Source organism: Mesorhizobium sp. YM1C-6-2 (assembly GCF_003666685.1).
GTDB lineage: Bacteria > Pseudomonadota > Alphaproteobacteria > Rhizobiales > Rhizobiaceae > Mesorhizobium_K.
In genome coordinates this window covers 22779-42298 of the sequence record NZ_RCIZ01000009.1, presented here as the reverse complement: position 1 = coordinate 42298, position 19520 = coordinate 22779, and the positions used below count along the sequence as shown (strand labels likewise).

Here is a 19520-nt window from a genome sequence, read left to right as displayed (position 1 = left end):
CAACTGACAAATCCGCAGACCGCGTCACGCCAAGGCAGGTGACGCGGAAAACCTCCGCGAAAGACTGGAGAAGAGCCGCAAAATGCCGTCCGTTCCGGATGGCTTTGCCAGCTTGTGTCGACCGAAACCCTTGGAAGTCCGGGCTTTGGCCGCGGAAATCCGGCTCAGTTCACAAAGATGTTACATTATCGCCACAGCGCAGCAGAAAATTCCGCTTTTTCAAGCCTCACGCTGCGGCATATGGGCTCAACGAAGCCCGCGCCGCAGCGGCAAGCTTATATCCCGCTCAGCCCCCGCTCCGCACACGCGAAAGCGCGGTGTCGAGCTTGGCCTGCGCCTCGCGATATTCGTCGAGCTTTTCGCGTTCGGCGGCGACGACATCCTCCCGCGCGTTGGCGACGAATTTCTCGTTCGACAGCTTCTTGTGCAGGCGCGCGATCTCCTCGGTGACCTTGGCGATCTCCTTCTGCAGCCTCGCTGCTTCGGCCTCGACGTCGATCAGCGCGCCGAGCGGCAGGCATGCGGTTGCCTCGCCGACCACGAACTGCGCCGAGGCGGCCGGCGCGGCCTCAGCATGGCTGATCTCGCCGACGCGGGCGAGCCGCCGGATGGCAGCCTCGTGACGCGCCAGGCGCTCCTTCGTTTCGTCGTTCGCGCCGAGCAGCACCAGCGGCGCGATCGCCGCCGGCGGCACGTTCATCTCCGAGCGCACCGAGCGGACGCCGGAAACGAGATCGATCAGCCAGTTGATCTCGGCCGCCGAACCGGCGTCCTCGAAGTCCGGCTGCGGCCATGCGGCATGGCAGAGCAACGTCGACCGGGTCTGCCCCTCGCCCGCTGTCTGTGCCCAAAGCTCTTCGGTCATGAACGGCATCATCGGATGCAGCAGCTTGTAGATCTCGTCGAGCACGAAGGCCATCGTCGCCCGGCTTTCGGCCTTGGCCGCTTCGTCGTCGCCCATGAAGACCGGCTTCAGGAGCTCGACATACCAGTCGCAGACATAGTTCCAGACGAAACGATAGGCGGCCGCACCCGCCTCGTTGAACCTGTAGGAGGCGATGCCGTCGGTGATCTCCTTCGCCGCACGGGTCAGCTCGGTCAGGATCCAGCGGTTGACGGTCAGCTTCGCGTCGTTCAACCAGAACTCGTCGTTGCGCGCGACCCCGTTCATCTCGGCGAAGCGGGTGGCGTTCCAGAGTTTTGTGCCGAAGTTGCGGTAGCCGGCGATGCGCGCCGGGTCGAGCTTCACGTCCCTGCCCTGCGCCGCCATGATCGTCAGCGTGAAGCGCAGCGCATCGGCGCCGTATTCGTCGATAAGCTGCAACGGGTCGATGACGTTGCCCTTCGACTTCGACATCTTGGCGCCGTTCTTGTCGCGCACCAGCGCGTGGACGTAGACCGTGTGGAACGGCTCCTCGTCCATGAAGTGCAGGCCCATCATCATCATCCGGGCGACCCAGAAGAAGATGATGTCGAAGCCGGTCACCAGAACGTCGGTCTGGTAGTAGGTCTTCAGCTCCGGCGTCTCGTCCGGCCAGCCGAGCGTGGAGAACGGCCACAGCGCCGACGAGAACCAGGTGTCGAGCACGTCCTCGTCGCGGGTGAGTATCTCGCCCGGCGTAAAATTCTCGAGCTTGTCCTCGACCCAGGCCTTCCACGGGCCTTCGAGCGCCAGGTAATATTCGACCGCGGCATCCAGCGCTTCCTGCTCGGTCTTCTCGACGAAGACGTGGCCGTCAGGCCCGTACCAGGCCGGAATCTGGTGACCCCACCAGAGCTGGCGCGAGATGCACCAGGGCTGGATGTTCTCCATCCAGTCGAAATAGGTCTTTTCCCAGTTCTTCGGCACAAATTCGGTGCGGCCCTCGCGCACCGACGCGATGGCCGGCTTCGCCAGTTCGGCGGCGTTGACGTACCACTGGTCGGTCAGGAACGGCTCGATCGGCACGCCGCCGCGGTCGCCATGCGGAACGGTATGGCGGTGCGGCTCAATCTTCTCGAGGAAGCCGCCCTCCTCCATGATCTGGACGATCAGCTTGCGCGCCTCGAAACGATCGAGCCCGTGCAGCTGGTCCCACACGCCTTGGCGCTGTGGCGTCGCTTCAACGCCTTCGAGGAAATCCTCGTTATCGTTGATGTTTATCTTTGCCTCGACGGTCAGGATATTGATCGCCGGAAGCTTGTGGCGCTTGCCGACCTCGAAGTCGTTGAAGTCGTGCGCAGGGGTGATCTTGACCGCGCCGGTGCCCTTTTCCGGATCGGAATACTCGTCAGCGACGACGGGAATCCTGCGCCCGACGATCGGCAGGATGACCTTCTTGCCGACAAGATTCTTGTAGCGCTCGTCGTCGGGATGCACCGCGACGCCGGTGTCGCCGAGCATCGTTTCCGGACGGGTCGTCGCCACCGTGATGTAGGTCGAGGGATCGTCGGCATTATAAGTGACGCCGTCGACCGGATAGCGGAAATGCCAGAGATTGCCGTTGAGCTCGACCTGCTCGACCTCGAGGTCGGAGATGGCGGTCAGCAGCTTCGGGTCCCAGTTGACCAGCCGCTTGTCCTTGTAGATCAGCCCTTGCTTGTAGAGCGTGACGAAGACTTCGAGCACCGCCTTGGACAGGCCCTCGTCCATGGTGAAGCGTTCGCGCGACCAGTCAGCCGAAGCGCCGAGCCGCTTCAGCTGGTTGAAGATCATGCCGCCGGATTCAGCCTTCCACTCCCACACCTTCTCGACGAACTGCTCGCGCGTGAGGTCGCGGCGGTGGATCTGCTTCTCCATCAACTGCCGTTCGACCACCATCTGCGTGGCGATGCCGGCATGGTCCATGCCCGGCTGCCAGAGCACGTTCTTGCCGCGCATGCGCTCGAAGCGGATCAGGATGTCCTGCAGCGTGTTGTTGAGCGCATGGCCCATGTGCAGCGAACCGGTGACGTTCGGCGGCGGGATGACGATGGTGAACGGCTCGGCGTCCGGCTGCGCACCGGCCCCTGCCGCGAAGGCGTCGGCATCTTCCCAGATTTTCGCGATCTTCGGCTCGACGGTCTTGGCGTCGTAGGTCTTTTCAAGCATGGGGCTATCGCTGTCCGGATTTTTCGCGACCGGTAAATCGGAAGGGCGGCGGCAAGTCAACCGGAGGCGGGAGCCCCGGTCGTCGTCAATGAAAAACGCCGCCCGGAGGCGGCGCTTTTCATATATAGGTAGTCCGTGGCGAAATTACTGCGCGCCGCGTGCCACCCGCTCGATCTCCTCGCGCACCAGGCGCTCCACCAGCGTCGGCAGGTTGTTCTCCATCCAGTCGCGCAGCAGCGGCTCGATCATCTCCTGCGCCATCTCGTCGAAGCGCTTCTGGCTGCGCGCCGCGAAAGCTTCGGAAAGCTCGCTGAACGACGCCGCAACCTGGCGCTCGACGCGTTCGGAGAGAAGCGCCGGCTTCGGAGCCGTGCTTTCCACAGCCGGCAGGCGGCTCGGCGCCGCGGCGGCGGGCCGTTCCTCGGCCAGAGTTTCCCAGACCGGCTCCGGCTCGCTCCGGTACGGCTCGGAAGGCTGGGCGCTGTTCGCCGGCTCGGGGATGCCCAGCAGCGCACGGGCGTCCTCGCGCGCGGCACGCGAATTCTCGATCGCCTTCTTTATGTCGTCAGGCGACCGCTCATAGGGTGGCCGCTCGGTGACAGGCCTCTCGGCGACAACGGGTGCAGCCGGCTCGGGATCCATCCAGCGCGACGGCACGGCAGCAGCCTCGGCCGTGATCTGCGCCTGCACCTCGGCAAGCGTAACCGGCTTCTTCTGCGGAGGCATCTCGCGCGATACCGGCGCACTCGCTTCGGCCTGCTGCATCCGCAACTCGCTACGGAAGGCGTCGACCTCGATTACCGTCCGCTCCGCCGCGGCCGGCGCCGAGGCGCGCGCCTGGCTCTGTTCGGGTTCGCCGGCCTGTCTGCGGCCGGCATCGTTGTCCTCGATAATCCGCCGGATCGAGGCCAGAATCTCTTCCATGGAAGGTTCGCGCTGTGCGCTGCTTGCTTGTGCCATCGTCACGTCCGCCCGCCCTGTGGCCAGTTCGGCTTTGCCCTCGCGGCTGGCCGAATCATCGATAGAAAGCGTAGCGGACGGGCGGGTCTGCGAGAATCCCCAAACTCAGGGCGCCGGGGATTTCAACAAGATTGCTAATTCAACGACTTGCAGTGGATTCGAGCGACGGCAGCTCAGCGGCCGTCAGGCGTCCTCAGACCGCCCCACTTGTCCTTGACGGCATTGTAATGCTCCTGCGGCCGGTGCACGGCAACCTGCAGCCCGAGGCGTTCGGCCGACAGCGCGCCCATCGACTGGACGATGGCGTAGCTCGCCACCACGACGTCGCGCTGCGCACTGGCCAGGTCGATCTGCGCGGCGATGACGTCGGCCTGCGCGTCGAGAACGTCCAGCGTGGTGCGCTGGCCGACATTGCGTTCTTCGATCACGCCGTTGAGCGCGAGCTGCTGGGCCGCGACCTGCTCGGTGTTGGCGGTCACGCTCTCGCGCGCGGCCACGTATTGGGTCCAGGCCGAGACGACCGCCTGACGCACCGTGTCGCGAGTGACATCGACCTGGATGCGGGCCTGGCCGAGCGATTCTTTCGACTGCCTGACCTGCGCCGAAGTCCGCCCGCCCGTGTAGATCGGGATCGTCAGCGTCGCGCCCACGCTTGCGGAATTGAACGTTCCATCGGTGCCCGTTCCGACACCCGGCAGGCCCTCGGTGTTCTGGTAGCTGCGCGACACGCCGGCGGACGCCGAAACCTGCGGCAGCAGGCGACCTTCGGTCGACTTCACGGTGAAGCCGGCCGCGTCGACCAGATATTCCATGGCGATGATAGCAGGATGCTCCCCGGCGGCCATCGCAACCGCCTGGTCCATGCTCTTTGGCAGCATCTTGGCGAGCGGCTGCCCTGGCTGAAGTTTACCGGGGGCGTCGCCGACTATCTGCTGGTAGGTGGCCTCACTCGCCTGGGCCTGCGCCCGCGCTGCGGCGAGCTGGGCGACCGCCGCCGAGCGGCTCGCGTCGGCCTGGGCAACGTCGGTGCGGGTGCCCTCGCCGACCTCGAAGCGCGAGCGCGCGGCGCGTGCCTGTTCGGTCAGGAACTGAAGGTTCTGCTCGGTGAGCACGGCGATCCGCCGGTCGCGGATGACGTCCATATAGGCGCTCGCCGCGTCAAACAGCGTGTTCTGCTCGTCGTTGCGCAGGCTCTCGACGGAGGCGCGAACCTGCGCCTCGGCCGCACGGACGTTGTTCCTGGTCTGGAACCCGTCGAACAGCATCTGGTCGATCTGCACGCCGAAGGAGCCAGTGGTCAGTCGGGCGGATCCCAGCGTCCTCTCACTGGAGGTGTAGTCGATATTGCCGCTGGCGCCGATGGTCGGCCGAAAGCCGGACTTGGCAATGGGCACGTTCTCGTCGGTGACGCGAACGCCGGCCCGGCTGTAATTGAGCGTCGAATTGAGCTGATAGGCCTTCGAAAGCGCGCCGAACAGGGTTTCGGCGTTTACTGCCGTTGAGGACATCGCCGTCGCGGCAAAAAGCGCAGCGGCGAAAACATTCTTGGCTACCAACGACACACTACCCTCATTCCGCTTCGCTGGAATCGCGGACCGATTCGGTCCCACCAGACTCCTCGCCGGCTGTCCGGCCCTCGGTTTCCGGCCAATCCGACGCGATGCGTCGATCGGCGACAACGGTCCCAGCCATTAGAGCATCACGGCTCGACGGCGCGTGCAAGAGCCAGGCCGTCAGAATTCGAACGCAGGAGTGCGTTCGAATCCCGGTAGTGGCTTTACTGCCGCATTAAAGGCGCGGCGACCTGTCGCAACACCGTTGGATTTCAGATAGATGCGCGCCACCGCGCCGGCGCCGCTGCCTTCGACCACCACCAGCCGCCCGCCCTCGGCGAGCTGCTTGGACAGGGTTTCCGGGAGTTCCTCGACCCCGCCTTCGACAATGATGGCGTCATAAGGCGCGCCCGCCTTGTGTCCGGCATTGAGCTCGCCGCGCACGACCGAGACATTGTCGCAACCCAGGTTCGCCAGCCTCGACTCGGCCGCGGCGGCAAGCGAATCTTCGCTTTCCAGCGCGACGACGGACTTCGCCAGGCGCGAAAGAACGGCCGCCGAATAACCGGTGCCGGTGCCGACATCGAGCACCTTGTCGTTGGGGCCGACCTCGGCGAGTTGGACCAGCTTGGCGAAGGGCGACGGCTTCATCAGATAGCGTGCGCCTGGACCGGCCTTTTCGGAGATCAGTATGTTCTCGTCGATATAAGCGAGCGCCTTGCGGCTGTCCGGCACGAATGCCTCGCGCGGAATCTCGAGCATGGCCGAAAGCAGCGGCAGGCTGGTGACGTCGGTGGTGCGCAATTGGCCATCGACCATCTTGACGCGGAGTTCGGAGAAATCTGCAGTCATCTTCGTCAGGCCCGAACTATGCGCGCACCGCGCGCCCCTCGATTACGCGTTCCCTGGCGATTCTGCGGTCGCCCGGTCGCGTCGCACGAAGTGGAGGCCTCGCCCGGAATCGAACCGGGGTGCAAGGATTTGCAGTCCTCTGCGTAACCACTCCGCCACGAGGCCTCGCCGCTTCGGCGCATCGGTTCAATAGGTTGCAGCGCAATGGGCGTCAAGCGGCTGCGCAGCGTTCCGAGACGTTTCCGCAGATACCGCCGCGTCCATATCTCGGGCTTGGCCGGCTGGCAGCCGGCTGCGATTTTCGCAACCTCACAAATGGTTTATCGGATGTTCCTTTAGGAACTCCACAGCGCGCTGCTTGAAGCTCCTGTCGCCGACAGCCAGCATGTGGTCGCGTCCTTCGATGGCGAAGCTTTCGGCGTTGGGCATCAGGCCGGCGAGTTCGTCGGGCGAGCCGCCGATATCGTCATTGGTGCCAACAGCAACCAGCGTCGGCTGGGTGATGCGGGCAACCTCGGCCTCGGTCAGATCGGCGCGCGAGGTAGCGATGCAGGCGGCGAGCGCCCGGCGGTCGCTCTTTGTCTGGTCGGCGAAGGCGCGGAAGGCCTTGCCGCGCGGATGGGTGACGCTGGCCGCGTCCTCGGCGAGCAGCGCGGAGGCGATCGGGTCCCAGTCGCCGACGCCGTCGACCATGCCGCTGCCGAGCCCGCCGAAGATCAGCGTGGCCACCAGTTGCGGCTCGGCGAGAGCCAGGAAGGCAGCGATTCGCGCGCCCATCGAGTAGCCCATCACATGAGCGCGGGATATGCCGAGATGGCCGAGCAGCGCCGCGGCGTCGCCCGCCATCTTCTGCGGCGTATAGTCGGCGGTGTCGTAGCTCTTCGACGTCGAGCCGTGGCCGCGATTGTCGAGGGCGATCGCCCGGTAGCCGGCGTCGGTGAGCGTCTTCACCCAGCCCGGCGATACCCAGTTGACCATATGCGTGGAGGCGAAGCCGTGGATCAGCAGCACCGGCTCGGCCTCGGGCGACGGCTGCTGGTCGATATAGGCGAAGTCGAAGCCATCATGGCTGAAGAACTGCATTGCGCCGGCTATTCCCTTGAGGATCGAGACCAACCTACTTACCGCCCCGATTCATCTCAGGCCAACCCCTGGCCACGCGCTAGCCGCCATTGCCGGCACCGGACGTCGCGTCGATCGCCGGGTGGCGAAGCAGGTCGCCGTCCTTTATGCCGGCCTTGTCGGCGGTGCCGCGCTTCAGCTCAAGGACGAAACGCACCGGCTTGCCGGGCGAGATGACCGCCTCCGAGAAAGGTTCGCCCGGAAGGATGCCGCGGACCCGCCCGTCCTCGCCGATGAAGATCAGGTCGAGCGGCATCGGCGTGTTCTTCATCCAGAAGCCGGCTTCCTTCGTCTCGGGAAACACGAACAGCATGCCGTGGTCGTCGTCCATGTTCTCGCGGAACATCAGTCCGGCTGAGCGCTCGCTCGTATCGTCGGCGACCTCGATGGTGAAGGATCGCTCGCCGCCGGCCGTTTCGACGACCAGCGGCGCCGGGTCGACCGGCAGGCGCATCGACTGGTCCGCCGACGACTGCGGCATGCCGAGGTAGAAGCCGAGCGCGGCGACGATGACGACAACCGCCACGATGGCCAGCAATATCTTGCGAATCATTCAGGCAGTCCCCAGGCCGTCGCCGACGGCCGCGACGGGATCTCTAGTGCGCGACCGGCAGGGTCCCGATATCGGGGTGAATTTCGGCGGCCATAAGGCCCTTGTCGCCGCGGCCGTAGCGCACCAGCACGACCTGCCCCGGCCGGAGCTCGGTCAGCCCGTAGCGCCTGAGCGTCTCCATGTGCACGAAGATGTCCTCGGTGCCTTCGCCGCGCGTCAGGAAACCGAATCCCTTCGTGCGGTTGAACCACTTGACCAGCGCCCGCTCCAGCCCGCTCTCCGGCGTGACGACGACATGCGTGCGCTGCTCCTGCATCTCGGCCGGATGCACCGCGGTCGAATTGTCCATCGAGAGGACGCGGAAGGCCTGCAAACCGCGGTCGCCCTTCTTCACCAGGCAGACGACCCGCGAGCCCTCGAGCGCGGTATGGAAACCGTCGCGCCTGAGGCAGGTCACATGAATGAGAACATCACTGAGAGCACCGCCGTCAGGCAGGATGAACCCATACCCCTTCGCGACGTCGAACCATTTGATGGCGCCGGAAACCTCGATGACCCCCGCATCGCTGTCTTCGTTGCCGACAAAGGCTTCGTCTCTGGCATCTTGATGCCTCGTGATAGAGGCTTTTTCCCCCATCAGAACGCCCCCTGTCATGGACTGGCACAGCTGATTCTAGATTTAAAGATTAACACTGCGCGCAAGCTTATGTGCAAGGGCTGCTCAGGCTTTTTTCACACATCACCCAGGATTTGAAGGTCTGATGGTAAATCGCGCCAGTAAAGCCCGGCCGCGCGGGTTGCCGGCCGCAGTGCCCCGCCCTATGTTCCCGCACCGCTGAAATCCGAGGAAGAGACATGCGCTATCTGCACACAATGGTCCGCGTGAAGGACATCGACGAAGCACTCGATTTCTACGTCAGGAAGCTCGGGCTGAAGGAGGTCCGCCGCATGGAGAACGAGCAGGGTCGCTACACGCTGATCTTCCTCGCCGCGCCCGAGGACGAGCAGAGCGGCATCAACGAGAAGGCGCCGCTCGTCGAGCTCACCTACAACTGGGATCCGGAGGACTACAAGGGCGGGCGCAACTTCGGCCATCTCGCCTACGAGGTCGACAATATCTACGACACCTGCAAGCGCCTGATGGATGCCGGCGTCACCATCAACCGCCCGCCGCGCGACGGCAACATGGCCTTCATCAAGTCGCCGGACGGTATCTCCATCGAACTGCTCCAGAAGGGCCCTGCCCTCGACAAGGCAGAGCCGTGGGCTTCGATGGCGAACACCGGGAGTTGGTGACGGCACAATCCGCCGGTCGTTCGGCGCGATAAAGCAAGGGACTGCAGAACGCCCGTCGCTCGCCGCGACGGGCGTTTTGTTTATTGGAACGTTTTCGCGATGGCGGGGGTTTTGGTCTGAGCTGTTTGAGGGCCCGGCTCGTCCAAACAGAAAGGAACTCCCCCATGAAACTCTTCACAGCAGCAGCCGTCGCCATCCTGCTTTCGTCGGGCATGGCTTTCGCCCAGGACAGCACGACCACGGGCAGCACCACCGGCGCTGACTCCGATCCCTCCAACTACCTGGCGGGACCCAACATCCACCGCTTCTACCAAGACGACTCCATGACCGAGTTGAAGTCCGAAGCCGACTTCAAGGCGGCCTGGGATGCGATGACCGACAAGGATCGCTCCGATCTCAAGCAGGCATGCATGGGCAACAAGGACAACAGGTACAATCCGCTCTGCAACTCGGTTGCAGCGATGTAGCTCCTCTCCGAACCATCTGAAAAAGGCTCGCCCGACGGCGGGCCTTTTCCGATCCTGCCGGCCGGGGCCATTCAGGCGATGGCGTCGGCCATCGTCGCCAGCGCGACCACCGTGTTCCAGTTGCGCGCCGTGTTCGGCACGCCGATCCCCTTGTCGAATTTCTCCGCCAGCTTGGACGTGCCGAAACCCTCCGGCGTGTGGATGTAGGCGACATTGCCGGCGATCTCTATGGCCTCGCCGACTCTTGCGAAGGCGCGCAACGCCTCCACCTTCCCTTTCTCCGGCTTGCCGGCCAGCACCGCCGCATGGAGAAACTTCGGGATGGCGACCGCGTCCGGAAACGGATTGTTCCCGATCAGCTCGCGCCACTCTTCCCGCGTGACCACGTGGATCGCCTTGTCGAAGCCGAATTCCTTCTTGGTGATTTTTGCGATGTCGGTAGTGACGCTCGCCGCGCTCTTCCTCGACGACAGCACCGCGTTGCCGCTGTTGATGTAGGTGGCCACGTCCTTGAAACCCGCAGCCGTCAGTGCCTCGCGCAGCGGCTTCACCGGAAGCTGAGTCGCGCCGCCGACACCGCGGAAGAGGATGATGTAGACCGTCATATCACCAGCCCCGCGATCGTCTCGTTGTCGGTGATGTCCTGATACGCCCAGCCCGCCTCGTGGAAGCGCTTCGCCAGCACGTCGAAGTTCTTGCGGTCCTTCGTCTCGATGCCGATCAGCACCGAGCCGAAATTGCGTGCCGACTTCTTCAGATATTCGAAGCGGGCGATGTCGTCGTCCGGTCCCAGCAGGTCTAGGAAATCGCGCAGCGCGCCCGGCCGCTGCGGGAAGCGGAAGACGAAATATTTCTTCAGCCCTTCGAAGCGCAGCGCTCTCTCCTTGACGTCGGGCAGCCGCTCGAAATCGAAATTGCCGCCGGAGACGACGCAGACGATCGTCTTGCCGCGGATCTCCTTGCGCGCAAAATCCTTCAGCGCGTCGATCGCCAGCGCGCCGGCCGGCTCGAGCACGACGCCTTCCACATTGAGCATCTCGATCATCGTTGCACAGAGCCGGTTCTCCGGCACCAGCCGCACCGCATCGGCCGGAAAGTCCTTGAGGTGCCTGAACGGCTCGCGGCCAATCTCGGCCACGGCCGCCCCGTCGACGAAATTGTCGACGCTTTCGAGCTTCAGCCGCCGCCCCGCGGCGAGGCTCTGCGCGAGGCTCGGTGCGCCTGACGGCTCGCAGAACAGGAAACGCATGTCACGGCCGGTTTCGCGGAAATACTGCGTGACGCCAGCCGAGAGACCGCCGCCGCCGACCGGCAGCATCATGATGTCGGGTACACGCCCGCCCGGCATCTGGTCGGCGATCTCCATCGCGACGGTTGCCTGCCCCTCGATGATGTCCTTGTGGTCGAAGGGCGGTACCATATGCGCGCCGCTCGCCTCAGCGAACTCCAGCGCCGCGCGATAGCACTCGTCGAAGAAGTCGCCGTGTAGCCTTATCTCGACGAACTCGCCGCCGAACAGCTTCGTCTTGTCGATCTTCTGCTGGGGCGTCGTCACCGGCATGTAGACGACACCCTTTTTGCCGAAATGACGGCAGACGAAGGCGAAGCCCTGCGCGTGGTTGCCCGCCGAGGCGCAGACGAAAACCTCCGCCTGGTTGCCCGCCGCGAGCGCATGCCGGAAGAAGTTGAACGCGCCGCGCAGCTTGTAGGAGCGCACGGGCGTCAGGTCCTCGCGCTTCAGGAACACCTTGGCGCCGTGCTTCTTCGACAGATAGTCGTTCTCCTGCAGCGGCGTGGCGGGAAAGATGCCGCGCATCGCGCTTGCCGCATCCGAGACTTTGTTGGCGAAGCTGGCCATGACGGGCTCCTCGTTGCATGGCTTTCCTGCCGCCCTTTTGGCTTTCGCGCAACAGTGCAGAGCCCGTCGCACGCCGCCGTGCCCATTTATCGCCTTTGCGCCTTGTTAATGCCTTTTTCGGAGGTTCGGGGAGGTTGGGCCAAAAACAACAGGCCGAATGGCCGGAGACGGTAGACAGTGGTGAACCCGAAACTTCTGATCCTCGCCGCCGCGCTGCTCGGCGCCGGCTGCATGACGAACGACAACGCCACCGATCTCGTCGGCACGTCGGCAATCCAGGTCCCTGTCACCGAGATCGCCGGCAATCATTCGATCTTCGTCGCCACGACGCGCAAGGCCTCGGCCGACGCCAAGGTCTTCGGCAATTCGCGCTCGGCGAAGCTGAACTTCGCCCGCGTCAACGTCACCGTGCCGAAATACCACAAGACCGGCCAGATCGAGCGCAAGAAGCCCGGCAAGGCCGACGACCCGCTGCAATTCTTCACCGCGACCGAAGTCGTCTCCTATGATGCGCAGCCGCAGTTCTCCTCGGCGCTCAGCGCCGACATCGCCGCGCGCGGCGGACGCGCCATGATTTTCATCCACGGCTACAACACGTCCTTCGACAGCGCCGTCTACCGCGCCACGCAGATCGCGCACGATTCCGGCTATCCGGGCACGCCGGTGCTTTTCTCCTGGGCATCCGGGGGCACGACCAAGGACTATGTCTACGACCGCGAGAGCGCCAGCGTGGCGCGCGACCAGCTCGAAGCGACGCTGCGCCTGCTCGCCCAGTCCGGCGCCCGCCGCATCGACATCGTCGCGCATTCCATGGGCACGTGGGTGACGATGGAGACCCTGCGCCAGCTTGCGCTGACCGGCGACCGCAATCTCGGCGGCAAGCTCGGCGATGTCGTCCTGGCTTCGCCCGACATCGATATCGACGTGTTCCGGAGCCAGATGGAGCGCTACGGCAAGCCGGACCGCCCCTTCTTCCTGCTGCTGTCGTCCGACGACCGCGCACTCAGGCTTTCCGGCATCCTGGCGGGCAACAAGCCACGCGTCGGCGACTTTGGCGATCCCGCCGTCCTTGCCGACCTCGGCGTCATGGTCGTCGACGTCTCGCACGAGAAGAGCGGCGACCGGCTGAATCACACCAAGTTCGCCGACAATCCCGAGATCGTGAAGCTGCTCGGCCAGCGGCTGCGCGAGGACGACGGTTATGCGTCGGATCGCGAGGTGACGGACCGCATCAACATGCTCAACCAGGGTTCCTGAGAGGCTGACCTTTACCGTAACTTACAGCCGCTCGCGCCATTTTGGGCTGGACCGCCTGTCCTCCAGGCCCTATCGGTGCTGATAACGTCGGACGGGGCGACGCGGAGTTCGTAAGTGCGTCCAAGGCTGCTCATCGTCGTGTTCCTCGCGCTGGCCGCCTCGGGCTGCATTAGCGAGCGCAAGCATGAGTTGCTGGCCGCCAATCCCGCGGCGCCGCCTCCCGCAGGGGTCGAGGCCAAGCACGACATCTTCGTCGCCACCACCCGAAAAAGAGCCGCCGATCAACGCGTCGTATTCGACCGGCAACGGTCCGACATGCTCGCCTTCGGCCGCGTCGGCGTGACCGTGCCGAAGGGGCACCAGATCGGGCGGATCGAGCGCGCAAAGGACGGCAATCCGGGCGATCCGGCCAAGGATTTCACCGCCGTCGACCTCACCATCTACGATTCCCCCTCGGCCTTCACTACCGCGGTCGCCAAGCGCGGCGACCGCGTCCTGGTTTTCGTTCACGGCTACAACACCGGCTTCGACGACGGCGTCTATCGCCTGACGCAGATCGCGCATGACACCAAATATCCGGGAACGCCGGTGCTCTTTTCCTGGGCTTCCGGCGCAAGGACGCGCGACTACGTCTACGACAAGGACAGCAGCACCGCCGCCCGGGACGATCTCGAGTCGGTACTCGTCATGCTGTCGCGGACGCGCGGTATCAAGAGCATCGACATCATCGCACACTCGATGGGCAACTGGCTGGCCATGGAGACGCTGCGCCAGCTCGCGATTGCCGGGAACCGCGACCTCGGCGGCAAGCTCGGCTACGTCGTGCTCGCTTCGCCAGACATCGACGTCGACATCTTCAGGAAGCAGATGGAGCGCTACGGCAAGCCCGACCGGCCCTTCGTGGTGCTGCTCTCGAACGACGACAAGGCCTTGCGCATATCCAGCCTCATCGCCGGCAAGGAAGCCCGCGTCGGCGACTATTCCAATGCCAAAGAACTGGCATCGCTGGGCGTGACGGTCGTCGACCTCAGTGCGACTGCGGGGGGCGACAAGCTCAACCACGCCAAATTCGCCGACAACCCGGTCCTCGTGCAGCTGCTTGGCGAGCGGCTGCGAATGCCGGAAAGCCTCGAGCCGACGCCTCAGCAGGCGAATGAGCGGGTCAACGAACTGGCCGGCGGACTGGGCCAGGCCGCCTCCGTCATCATCACGACGCCGCTGAGGATCATCACCCTCGGCGCCATCCAATAAGGCGCAGTCGCCTCAGACGAACAGCTCGACCTTCTCGAACGTCCTCACATCGACCAGTCCCACATCCGAGATCCTGAGCTCTGGGATGACCACCAGCGCCAGCAGCGAGTGCTGCATGTAGGCGTTGTTGAGCGTGCAGCCGCAGGCGCGCATCGCCTCGGTCAGCTTCTCGGCCTTGGCAGCGACGATCTCGGCGCGCTCGTCCGACATCAGCCCGGCGATCGGCATCTCGACCAGCGCGAGTTCCTTGCCCTCGGAGAATAGCACCACGCCGCCACCTACCTCGGCGAGCCGGTTCGCGGCCAGCGCCATGTCCTCTTTGTTGGTGCCGACAACGATCATGTGGTGGCTGTCATGCGCGACGGTCGATGCCAGCGCGCAGTCCCGGCTGTAGCCGAAGCCCGAGACCAGCGCGTTGACCACCTTGCCAGTGCCCTTGTGGCGCTCGACGACCGCGATCTGGCAGACGTCGTTCGCGCGGTCCATCGCGACCAGCCCCTCCTCGACCGGCAGGTCGGCCTCCAGCGCCTTGGTCGGCGCCTGGTTCTCGATCACGCCGATCACACGCGCCCTTACCTCGTTGGCGCCGGCCGGAGCCTTGATGTCGAAGTCCCGCGCCTCGATCGTCCTGCCGACATGCACCGTGTTGCGCGCGCTCTCTGGATAGTCGTAGGGCGGGATGTCGATGACGAGTTTTCCGGCCTCCGCCGCGAGCACGCCGCGCGCATAGACCTGGTCGATCTTCAATTGCGCCAAGTCGGACACGACGAGAAAATCTGCAAGCCGCCCCGGCGCGATGGAGCCGATCTCGCGCTCCAGCCCAAAGTGCTGCGCCGTGTTCAGCGTCGCCATCTGGATCGCAGTCACCGGCTTCAGCCCCTGCGCCATCGCATAGCGCAGCACGCGGTCCATATGGCCTTCATTGACCAGCGTCCCGGAATGGCTGTCGTCGGTGCAGAGCACGAAATTGCGTGGGTCGATGCCCTGTTCCGTCACCGCCTTCACCTGCTCGGCGACGTCGAACCATGCCGAGCCGAGGCGCAGCATCGCCTTCATTCCCTGCCGCACCCGCGCGATGGCATCCGCCGCGCGCGTCCCCTCGTGGTCGTCCTCCGGTCCTCCGGCGACGTAGCCCGCGAAGGGCAGGCCGAGATCGGGAGAAGCATAGTGGCCGCCGACCGTCTTGCCGGCCTTCATCGTCGCGGCGATCTCCCCGGCCATCTTCGGATCGTTGGCCGAGACGCCGGGGAAATTCATCACCTCGCCAAGACCGATGATGTTTTCCCACGTCATCGCTTCGGCCACCTCGGCTACGCCGAGCATGGCACCGGGATTCTCCAGCCCCGGCGCGGAAGGCACGCAGGAGGGCATCTGCACATGCACATTCACAGACATCGCCAGCGCCTCGTCATGCATCAGTCGAACACCCGGCAGGCCGAGCACATTGGCGATCTCGTGCGGATCAATGAACATCGAGGTCGTGCCGTGCGGGATCACCGCGCGGCAGAACTCGGTCACCGTCACCATGCCGCTCTCGACATGCATATGCCCGTCGCAGAGGCCCGGCACGAGATAGCGCCCATCCGCATCGACGACTGTGGTCCCCTCGCCGATCGCGTGGCTGGCGTCCGGCCCGCAATAGGCGAAACGCCCGCCTGCTATCGCGATGTCCGTGCCGGCAATGATCTCGCCCGAATGGACGTTCACCCAGCGCCCGTTGCGCACCACCAGTTCGGCGGGCTTGCGGCCGGTCGCGACGTCGACCAGCGTGGTCGCCATCTCGGCCCAGGGTTTCGGCTTTCCAGCCCCATTCGCCATGAACATGCTCCTTGCTTTCGCCGGACTTTGCCAACAGTGACCGTGAAGCGCCAGTATCCGTCCTTTCCGATACGCGCAATGATCCCGGAGCCCCATGGCAGGCCGCCGAGCCTTCCCCAGGGGCACCCGTCCGCTATCTAAGCCTTTCGTCTAGCAACGCCCGTGCAATGGCTTTCGCGGCGGGTTTTCAGTTGATTTTCCGCGCGAAACAGAAATGTTGAGGTCAAAACGCCCGGCGCGGGGGAACTGCCGTGTGCGAGCCAGAACAGTTCGTTCCCGGAATTACCGGAACCAGGGAGAAGACAATGAAATCGCTTTTAGCATCGATTGCCCTTGCCGGCGCTGCCTTCGCGCTGCCGCACGCCGCATCCGCCCAGACCTATCCGGAGCGCACCATTACAGTGGTCGTGCCCTTCGCTGCCGGCGGACCGACCGACACGGTGACGCGCCTCGTCGCGGAATCGATGTCCAAGGATCTCGGCCAGCAGGTGATCGTGGAGAATGTCGGCGGCGCCGGTGGCACGCTCGGCGCCGGTCGTGTGGCGCAGGCCGATCCCGATGGCTACACGCTGCTTCTCCATCACATCGGGATGTCGACCAGCGCGACCCTCTATCGCAAGCTGCCCTACGACACGCTCAACGCCTTCGAATATATCGGCCTCGTCACCGACGTGCCGATGACCATCGTCGCTCGCAAGGACCTCGAGCCGACCGATCTCAAGGGGCTGATCGAATACGCCAAGGCCAATGCGGACACCGTCACCGTCGCCAATGCCGGCATCGGCGCAGCGTCGCATCTCTGCGGCATGATGTTCATGAGCGCGATCGAGACGCCGCTCGTCACCGTCCCCTACAAGGGCACCGGCCCGGCCATGACCGACCTGCTCGGCGGCCAGGTCGACATCATGTGCGACCAGACCACCAACACCACCAAGCAGATCCAGGGCGGCACCATCAAGGCCTATGCGGTGACCTCGCCCGCCCGCCTCGACGTGCTGCCCGACGTGCCGACCGCCGAAGAGGCTGGCCTGCCCGGCTTCCAGGTCGGCATCTGGCACGGCCTCTATGCTCCGAAGGGAACGCCGGCGGAAATCACCGAACGTCTGTCGAAATCGCTTCAGGTCGCGCTGAAGGATCCGAACGTGGTCGCGCGCTTCGCCGAACTCGGCACTGCCCCCTCGCCCGAAGCCGACGCGACGCCGGCCGCACTCAAGGCCAAGCTCGAAGCCGAGATCGCGCGCTGGAAGCCGGTGATCGAAGCCGCCGGCCAGTACGCCGACTGATTTCCGACCCTCGAACCATGAAACGCATGAACCGGGCGTCGCCGCTGGGCGGCGCCCGGTTCAACGCAGCCCCGGTTGCCTGCACTTGTCTCGCCGTTTTGTCGGGCAGAGTATGGAGACGGGGGAGTCGGCTCCGCATCGTCCGGGAGCGCGCGGCCTGAATTCGAATCTGCCAGCAGGGAGGAACAAACTTCATGAAGCAGGCGACATTCGACCCGACCAACATCATCTGCGGCGCATTCTTCATCCTTGTTGGAGCGGTTTTCGCCTGGCAGTCGCTTGAGGTCGAGCTCGGCAGCTGGCTGCGCATCGGCCCCGGCGGCATGCCGCTGGCGCTCTCGCTGCTTCTCATCCTTCTCGGCCTGATCATCCTGCTGGCGGCGCTGCGTGAGGTCGGCGAACCCGTCGGCGCGATCGCCTGGCGCGGCATCGTCTTCATCACGCTCGCGCCCATCATCTTCGGCTTCACCGTTCGCGGCCTCGGTTTCGTCGGCGCGGTCTTCATCACCGCGCTGTTCGCCTCCTTCGCTTCGCTGAGGATGACGCCGCTGCGAGCGCTGCTGCTGTCTGCAGCACTCGCTGCCTTCTCGACGGCGGTGTTCAGCTATGGCCTTGGCCTGCCATTCGAACGCATCGGCCCCTGGCTGCGCTGAGGAGGACAGGCTCATGGATCTCCTTGGCAATCTTGCACTCGGCTTCGCTACCGCCTCTACCCTGGCGAATGTCGGCTTCTGCCTGATCGGCGTCCTGCTCGGCACGCTGATCGGCGTGCTGCCGGGCATCGGCGCCACCGCCACCATCGCCATGCTCTTGCCGATCACCTTCCAGATCGGCGACCCGGTCTCGTCGCTGATTATGCTGGCCGGCATCTATTACGGCGCCCAGTATGGTGGCTCGACCACCGCCATCCTCATCAACATGCCGGGCGAATCCTCCTCGGCCGTCACCGCTATCGACGGCTACCAGATGGCGAGGAACGGCCGCGCCGGCGTGGCGCTCGCCACTGCCGCGATCGGCTCCTTCGTCGCCGGCACGATCGCCACGGTGCTGATCGCCCTCTTCGCGCCGCCGCTCACCACGATCGCGCTGAAGTTCGGCTCCGCCGAATATTGCTCGCTGATGGTCGTCGGTCTCGTCATGTCGGTGGCGCTGGCCCACGGCTCGGTCGTCAAGGCGATCGCCATGGTGGTGCTCGGTCTGCTGCTAGGCCTCGTCGGCCAGGACGTCATCTCCGGGGCATCACGCCTGAACTTCGGCCTTATCCAGCTTGGCGATCAGCTCAATTTCGTCGCCATCGCCGTCGGCCTGTTCGGCATCGCCGAGATTCTGCGCAATCTCGAGGATGAACGGACCCGCGAGGTGCTTATGGCACGGGTTACCGGCCTGATGCCGACGCGCGAGGATTTCCGCCGCATGGCCGCCCCCATCCTGCGCGGCACCGCACTCGGCTCGGCGCTCGGCATCCTGCCGGGCAACGGCGCGGTGCTCGCCGCCTTCGCTTCCTATTCCATCGAGAAGCGCGTGTCGGATCGGCCGGAGGAATTCGGCCGCGGCGCGCTCGCGGGCGTCGCCGGTCCCGAATCCGCCAACAATGCCGGCGCGCAAACCTCCTTCATCCCGATGCTCACGCTGGGCATTCCCGCCAATCCGGTCATGGCGCTGATGATCGGCGCGATGATCATCCAGGGCATCGTGCCAGGCCCGAACGTGGCTGCGGAAAACCCCGCCCTCTTCTGGGGACTGATCGCCTCCATGTGGATCGGCAACCTGCTGCTGATCATCCTCAACCTGCCGCTGATCGGGCTTTGGGTGAAGCTGCTCAAGGTGCCTTACTACGTGCTGTTCCCGATCATCATGGCGTTCTGCTCGATCGGCGTCTACAGCGTGAACTCCAACGTCTGGGACCTTTACGTCGTCGCCTTCTTCGGCCTGCTCGGCTATTTCCTGCTGAAGCTGCGCTGCGAGCCGGCGCCGCTGTTGCTCGGCTTCGTCCTCGGCCCGCTGCTGGAGGAAAACCTGCGCCGTGCCATGATCCTGTCGCGCGGCGACCCCACGACCTTCGTCACGCGGCCGATCAGCGCCGGTCTGCTGCTCTTGGCAGTCGCCGTGCTCGTCGTGGTCTTCCTGCCGTCCGTCCGCAGGAAGCGCGAGGAAGTGTTCGTCGAGGAGGAGTGATCGCC

17 protein-coding genes and 1 tRNA gene are annotated in these 19520 nt (G+C 64.8%); 7 read left to right on the top strand and 11 right to left on the bottom strand.

All coding sequences use genetic code 11. The annotated features are described in order from the left end of the window. Positions 1–286: 286 nt before the first annotated feature. The 8 genes from D8676_RS20100 to D8676_RS20065 all read right to left on the bottom strand — a co-directional run bounded on the left by D8676_RS20100 (position 287) and on the right by D8676_RS20065 (position 8747). The gene (locus D8676_RS20100; protein WP_121582880.1) at positions 287–3070 is read right to left on the bottom strand and encodes a valine--tRNA ligase; all 2784 of its coding nucleotides are present in this window, start codon (positions 3068–3070) and stop codon (positions 287–289) included. Between the two features lie 144 nt (positions 3071–3214). Beyond that, positions 3215–3994, bottom strand: a complete 780-nt coding sequence (locus D8676_RS20095; protein ID WP_245426941.1) for a DUF2497 domain-containing protein — start codon at positions 3992–3994, stop codon at positions 3215–3217. A 209-nt stretch (positions 3995–4203) separates the two neighbouring features. Beyond that, positions 4204–5592 carry a TolC family outer membrane protein gene (locus D8676_RS20090; protein ID WP_281034290.1) on the bottom strand — a complete coding sequence of 463 codons (1389 nt, stop codon included), beginning with the start codon at positions 5590–5592 and terminating at the stop codon, positions 4204–4206. Between the two features lie 171 nt (positions 5593–5763). Then, a complete protein-coding gene (locus D8676_RS20085) occupies positions 5764–6435 on the bottom strand; it encodes a protein-L-isoaspartate O-methyltransferase (protein WP_121582878.1) in 672 nt (223 codons plus the stop codon). A gap of 91 nt (positions 6436–6526) precedes the next feature. Further along, positions 6527–6600: transfer RNA gene (locus D8676_RS20080), tRNA-Cys, on the bottom strand. A gap of 144 nt (positions 6601–6744) precedes the next feature. Further along, positions 6745–7518 carry an alpha/beta fold hydrolase gene (locus tag D8676_RS20075; protein WP_121582877.1) on the bottom strand — a complete coding sequence of 258 codons (774 nt, stop codon included), beginning with the start codon at positions 7516–7518 and terminating at the stop codon, positions 6745–6747. A 79-nt stretch (positions 7519–7597) separates the two neighbouring features. Beyond that, positions 7598–8110, bottom strand: a complete 513-nt coding sequence (locus tag D8676_RS20070) for a DUF192 domain-containing protein (RefSeq protein WP_121582876.1) — start codon at positions 8108–8110, stop codon at positions 7598–7600. A gap of 43 nt (positions 8111–8153) precedes the next feature. After that, positions 8154–8747 (bottom strand): cold-shock protein, encoded by a 594-nt coding sequence (locus tag D8676_RS20065; RefSeq protein WP_121582875.1) that lies wholly within the window; start codon positions 8745–8747, stop codon positions 8154–8156. A 218-nt stretch (positions 8748–8965) separates the two neighbouring features. Here D8676_RS20065 and gloA point away from each other — a divergent pair, with 218 nt between their 5' ends. Next, positions 8966–9406, top strand: a complete 441-nt coding sequence (gene gloA / locus D8676_RS20060) for a lactoylglutathione lyase (RefSeq protein ID WP_121582874.1) — start codon at positions 8966–8968, stop codon at positions 9404–9406. 164 nt (positions 9407–9570) lie between these two features. Next, a complete protein-coding gene (locus D8676_RS20055) occupies positions 9571–9873 on the top strand; it encodes a hypothetical protein (protein WP_121582873.1) in 303 nt (100 codons plus the stop codon). Between the two features lie 71 nt (positions 9874–9944). Here the strand turns inward: D8676_RS20055 and D8676_RS20050 are convergent, their stop codons facing one another. Together D8676_RS20050 and ilvA are read right to left on the bottom strand one after the other, a co-directional pair. Next, positions 9945–10478: a DUF1697 domain-containing protein gene (locus D8676_RS20050; protein WP_121582872.1), complete on the bottom strand. Its 534-nt coding sequence runs from the start codon at positions 10476–10478 to the stop codon at positions 9945–9947. Beyond that, a complete protein-coding gene (ilvA, locus tag D8676_RS20045) occupies positions 10475–11731 on the bottom strand; it encodes a threonine ammonia-lyase IlvA (RefSeq protein ID WP_121582871.1) in 1257 nt (418 codons plus the stop codon). The genes D8676_RS20050 and ilvA overlap by 4 nt, the downstream gene beginning before the upstream one ends. Positions 11732–11962: 231 nt before the next feature. Between ilvA and D8676_RS20040 the strand changes: the two genes are divergently transcribed. Continuing rightward, complete coding sequence (locus D8676_RS20040) at positions 11963–12988, top strand: alpha/beta hydrolase (RefSeq protein ID WP_121583025.1); 1026 nt, start codon at positions 11963–11965, stop codon at positions 12986–12988. A 114-nt stretch (positions 12989–13102) separates the two neighbouring features. Further along, a complete protein-coding gene (locus tag D8676_RS20035) occupies positions 13103–14239 on the top strand; it encodes an alpha/beta hydrolase (RefSeq protein WP_121582870.1) in 1137 nt (378 codons plus the stop codon). A 12-nt stretch (positions 14240–14251) separates the two neighbouring features. Here the strand turns inward: D8676_RS20035 and ade are convergent, their stop codons facing one another. Next, positions 14252–16057, bottom strand: coding sequence for an adenine deaminase (ade, locus tag D8676_RS20030; RefSeq protein ID WP_121583024.1), 1806 nt, complete (start codon positions 16055–16057; stop codon positions 14252–14254). Positions 16058–16362: 305 nt separating this feature from the next. Between ade and D8676_RS20025 the strand changes: the two genes are divergently transcribed. From D8676_RS20025 to D8676_RS20015, 3 genes are all read left to right on the top strand, one after another. Next, positions 16363–17340 carry a tripartite tricarboxylate transporter substrate-binding protein gene (locus D8676_RS20025; RefSeq protein WP_121582869.1) on the top strand — a complete coding sequence of 326 codons (978 nt, stop codon included), beginning with the start codon at positions 16363–16365 and terminating at the stop codon, positions 17338–17340. A gap of 194 nt (positions 17341–17534) precedes the next feature. Continuing rightward, positions 17535–17993, top strand: a complete 459-nt coding sequence (locus D8676_RS20020; protein ID WP_121582868.1) for a tripartite tricarboxylate transporter TctB family protein — start codon at positions 17535–17537, stop codon at positions 17991–17993. Positions 17994–18006: 13 nt separating this feature from the next. After that, on the top strand, positions 18007–19515 hold the full coding sequence (locus D8676_RS20015) for a tripartite tricarboxylate transporter permease (protein ID WP_121582867.1): 1509 nt from the start codon (positions 18007–18009) through the stop codon (positions 19513–19515). The last annotated feature ends 5 nt before the right edge of the window (positions 19516–19520 follow it).

Coding starts and splice junctions, on each gene's coding strand:
- ade (WP_121583024.1), bottom strand. CDS start 16,057: ATGGCGAATGGGGCTGGAAAGCCGAAACCCTGGGCCGAGATGGCGACC.
- D8676_RS20070 (WP_121582876.1), bottom strand. CDS start 8,110: ATGATTCGCAAGATATTGCTGGCCATCGTGGCGGTTGTCGTCATCGTC.
- D8676_RS20040 (WP_121583025.1), top strand. CDS start 11,963: ATGACGAACGACAACGCCACCGATCTCGTCGGCACGTCGGCAATCCAG.
- D8676_RS20100 (WP_121582880.1), bottom strand. CDS start 3,070: ATGCTTGAAAAGACCTACGACGCCAAGACCGTCGAGCCGAAGATCGCG.
- D8676_RS20075 (WP_121582877.1), bottom strand. CDS start 7,518: ATGCAGTTCTTCAGCCATGATGGCTTCGACTTCGCCTATATCGACCAG.
- D8676_RS20055 (WP_121582873.1), top strand. CDS start 9,571: ATGAAACTCTTCACAGCAGCAGCCGTCGCCATCCTGCTTTCGTCGGGC.
- D8676_RS20065 (WP_121582875.1), bottom strand. CDS start 8,747: ATGGGGGAAAAAGCCTCTATCACGAGGCATCAAGATGCCAGAGACGAA.
- D8676_RS20015 (WP_121582867.1), top strand. CDS start 18,007: ATGGATCTCCTTGGCAATCTTGCACTCGGCTTCGCTACCGCCTCTACC.
- D8676_RS20085 (WP_121582878.1), bottom strand. CDS start 6,435: ATGACTGCAGATTTCTCCGAACTCCGCGTCAAGATGGTCGATGGCCAA.
- gloA (WP_121582874.1), top strand. CDS start 8,966: ATGCGCTATCTGCACACAATGGTCCGCGTGAAGGACATCGACGAAGCA.
- D8676_RS20020 (WP_121582868.1), top strand. CDS start 17,535: ATGAAGCAGGCGACATTCGACCCGACCAACATCATCTGCGGCGCATTC.
- D8676_RS20095 (WP_245426941.1), bottom strand. CDS start 3,994: ATGGAAGAGATTCTGGCCTCGATCCGGCGGATTATCGAGGACAACGAT.
- ilvA (WP_121582871.1), bottom strand. CDS start 11,731: ATGGCCAGCTTCGCCAACAAAGTCTCGGATGCGGCAAGCGCGATGCGC.
- D8676_RS20025 (WP_121582869.1), top strand. CDS start 16,363: ATGAAATCGCTTTTAGCATCGATTGCCCTTGCCGGCGCTGCCTTCGCG.
- D8676_RS20050 (WP_121582872.1), bottom strand. CDS start 10,478: ATGACGGTCTACATCATCCTCTTCCGCGGTGTCGGCGGCGCGACTCAG.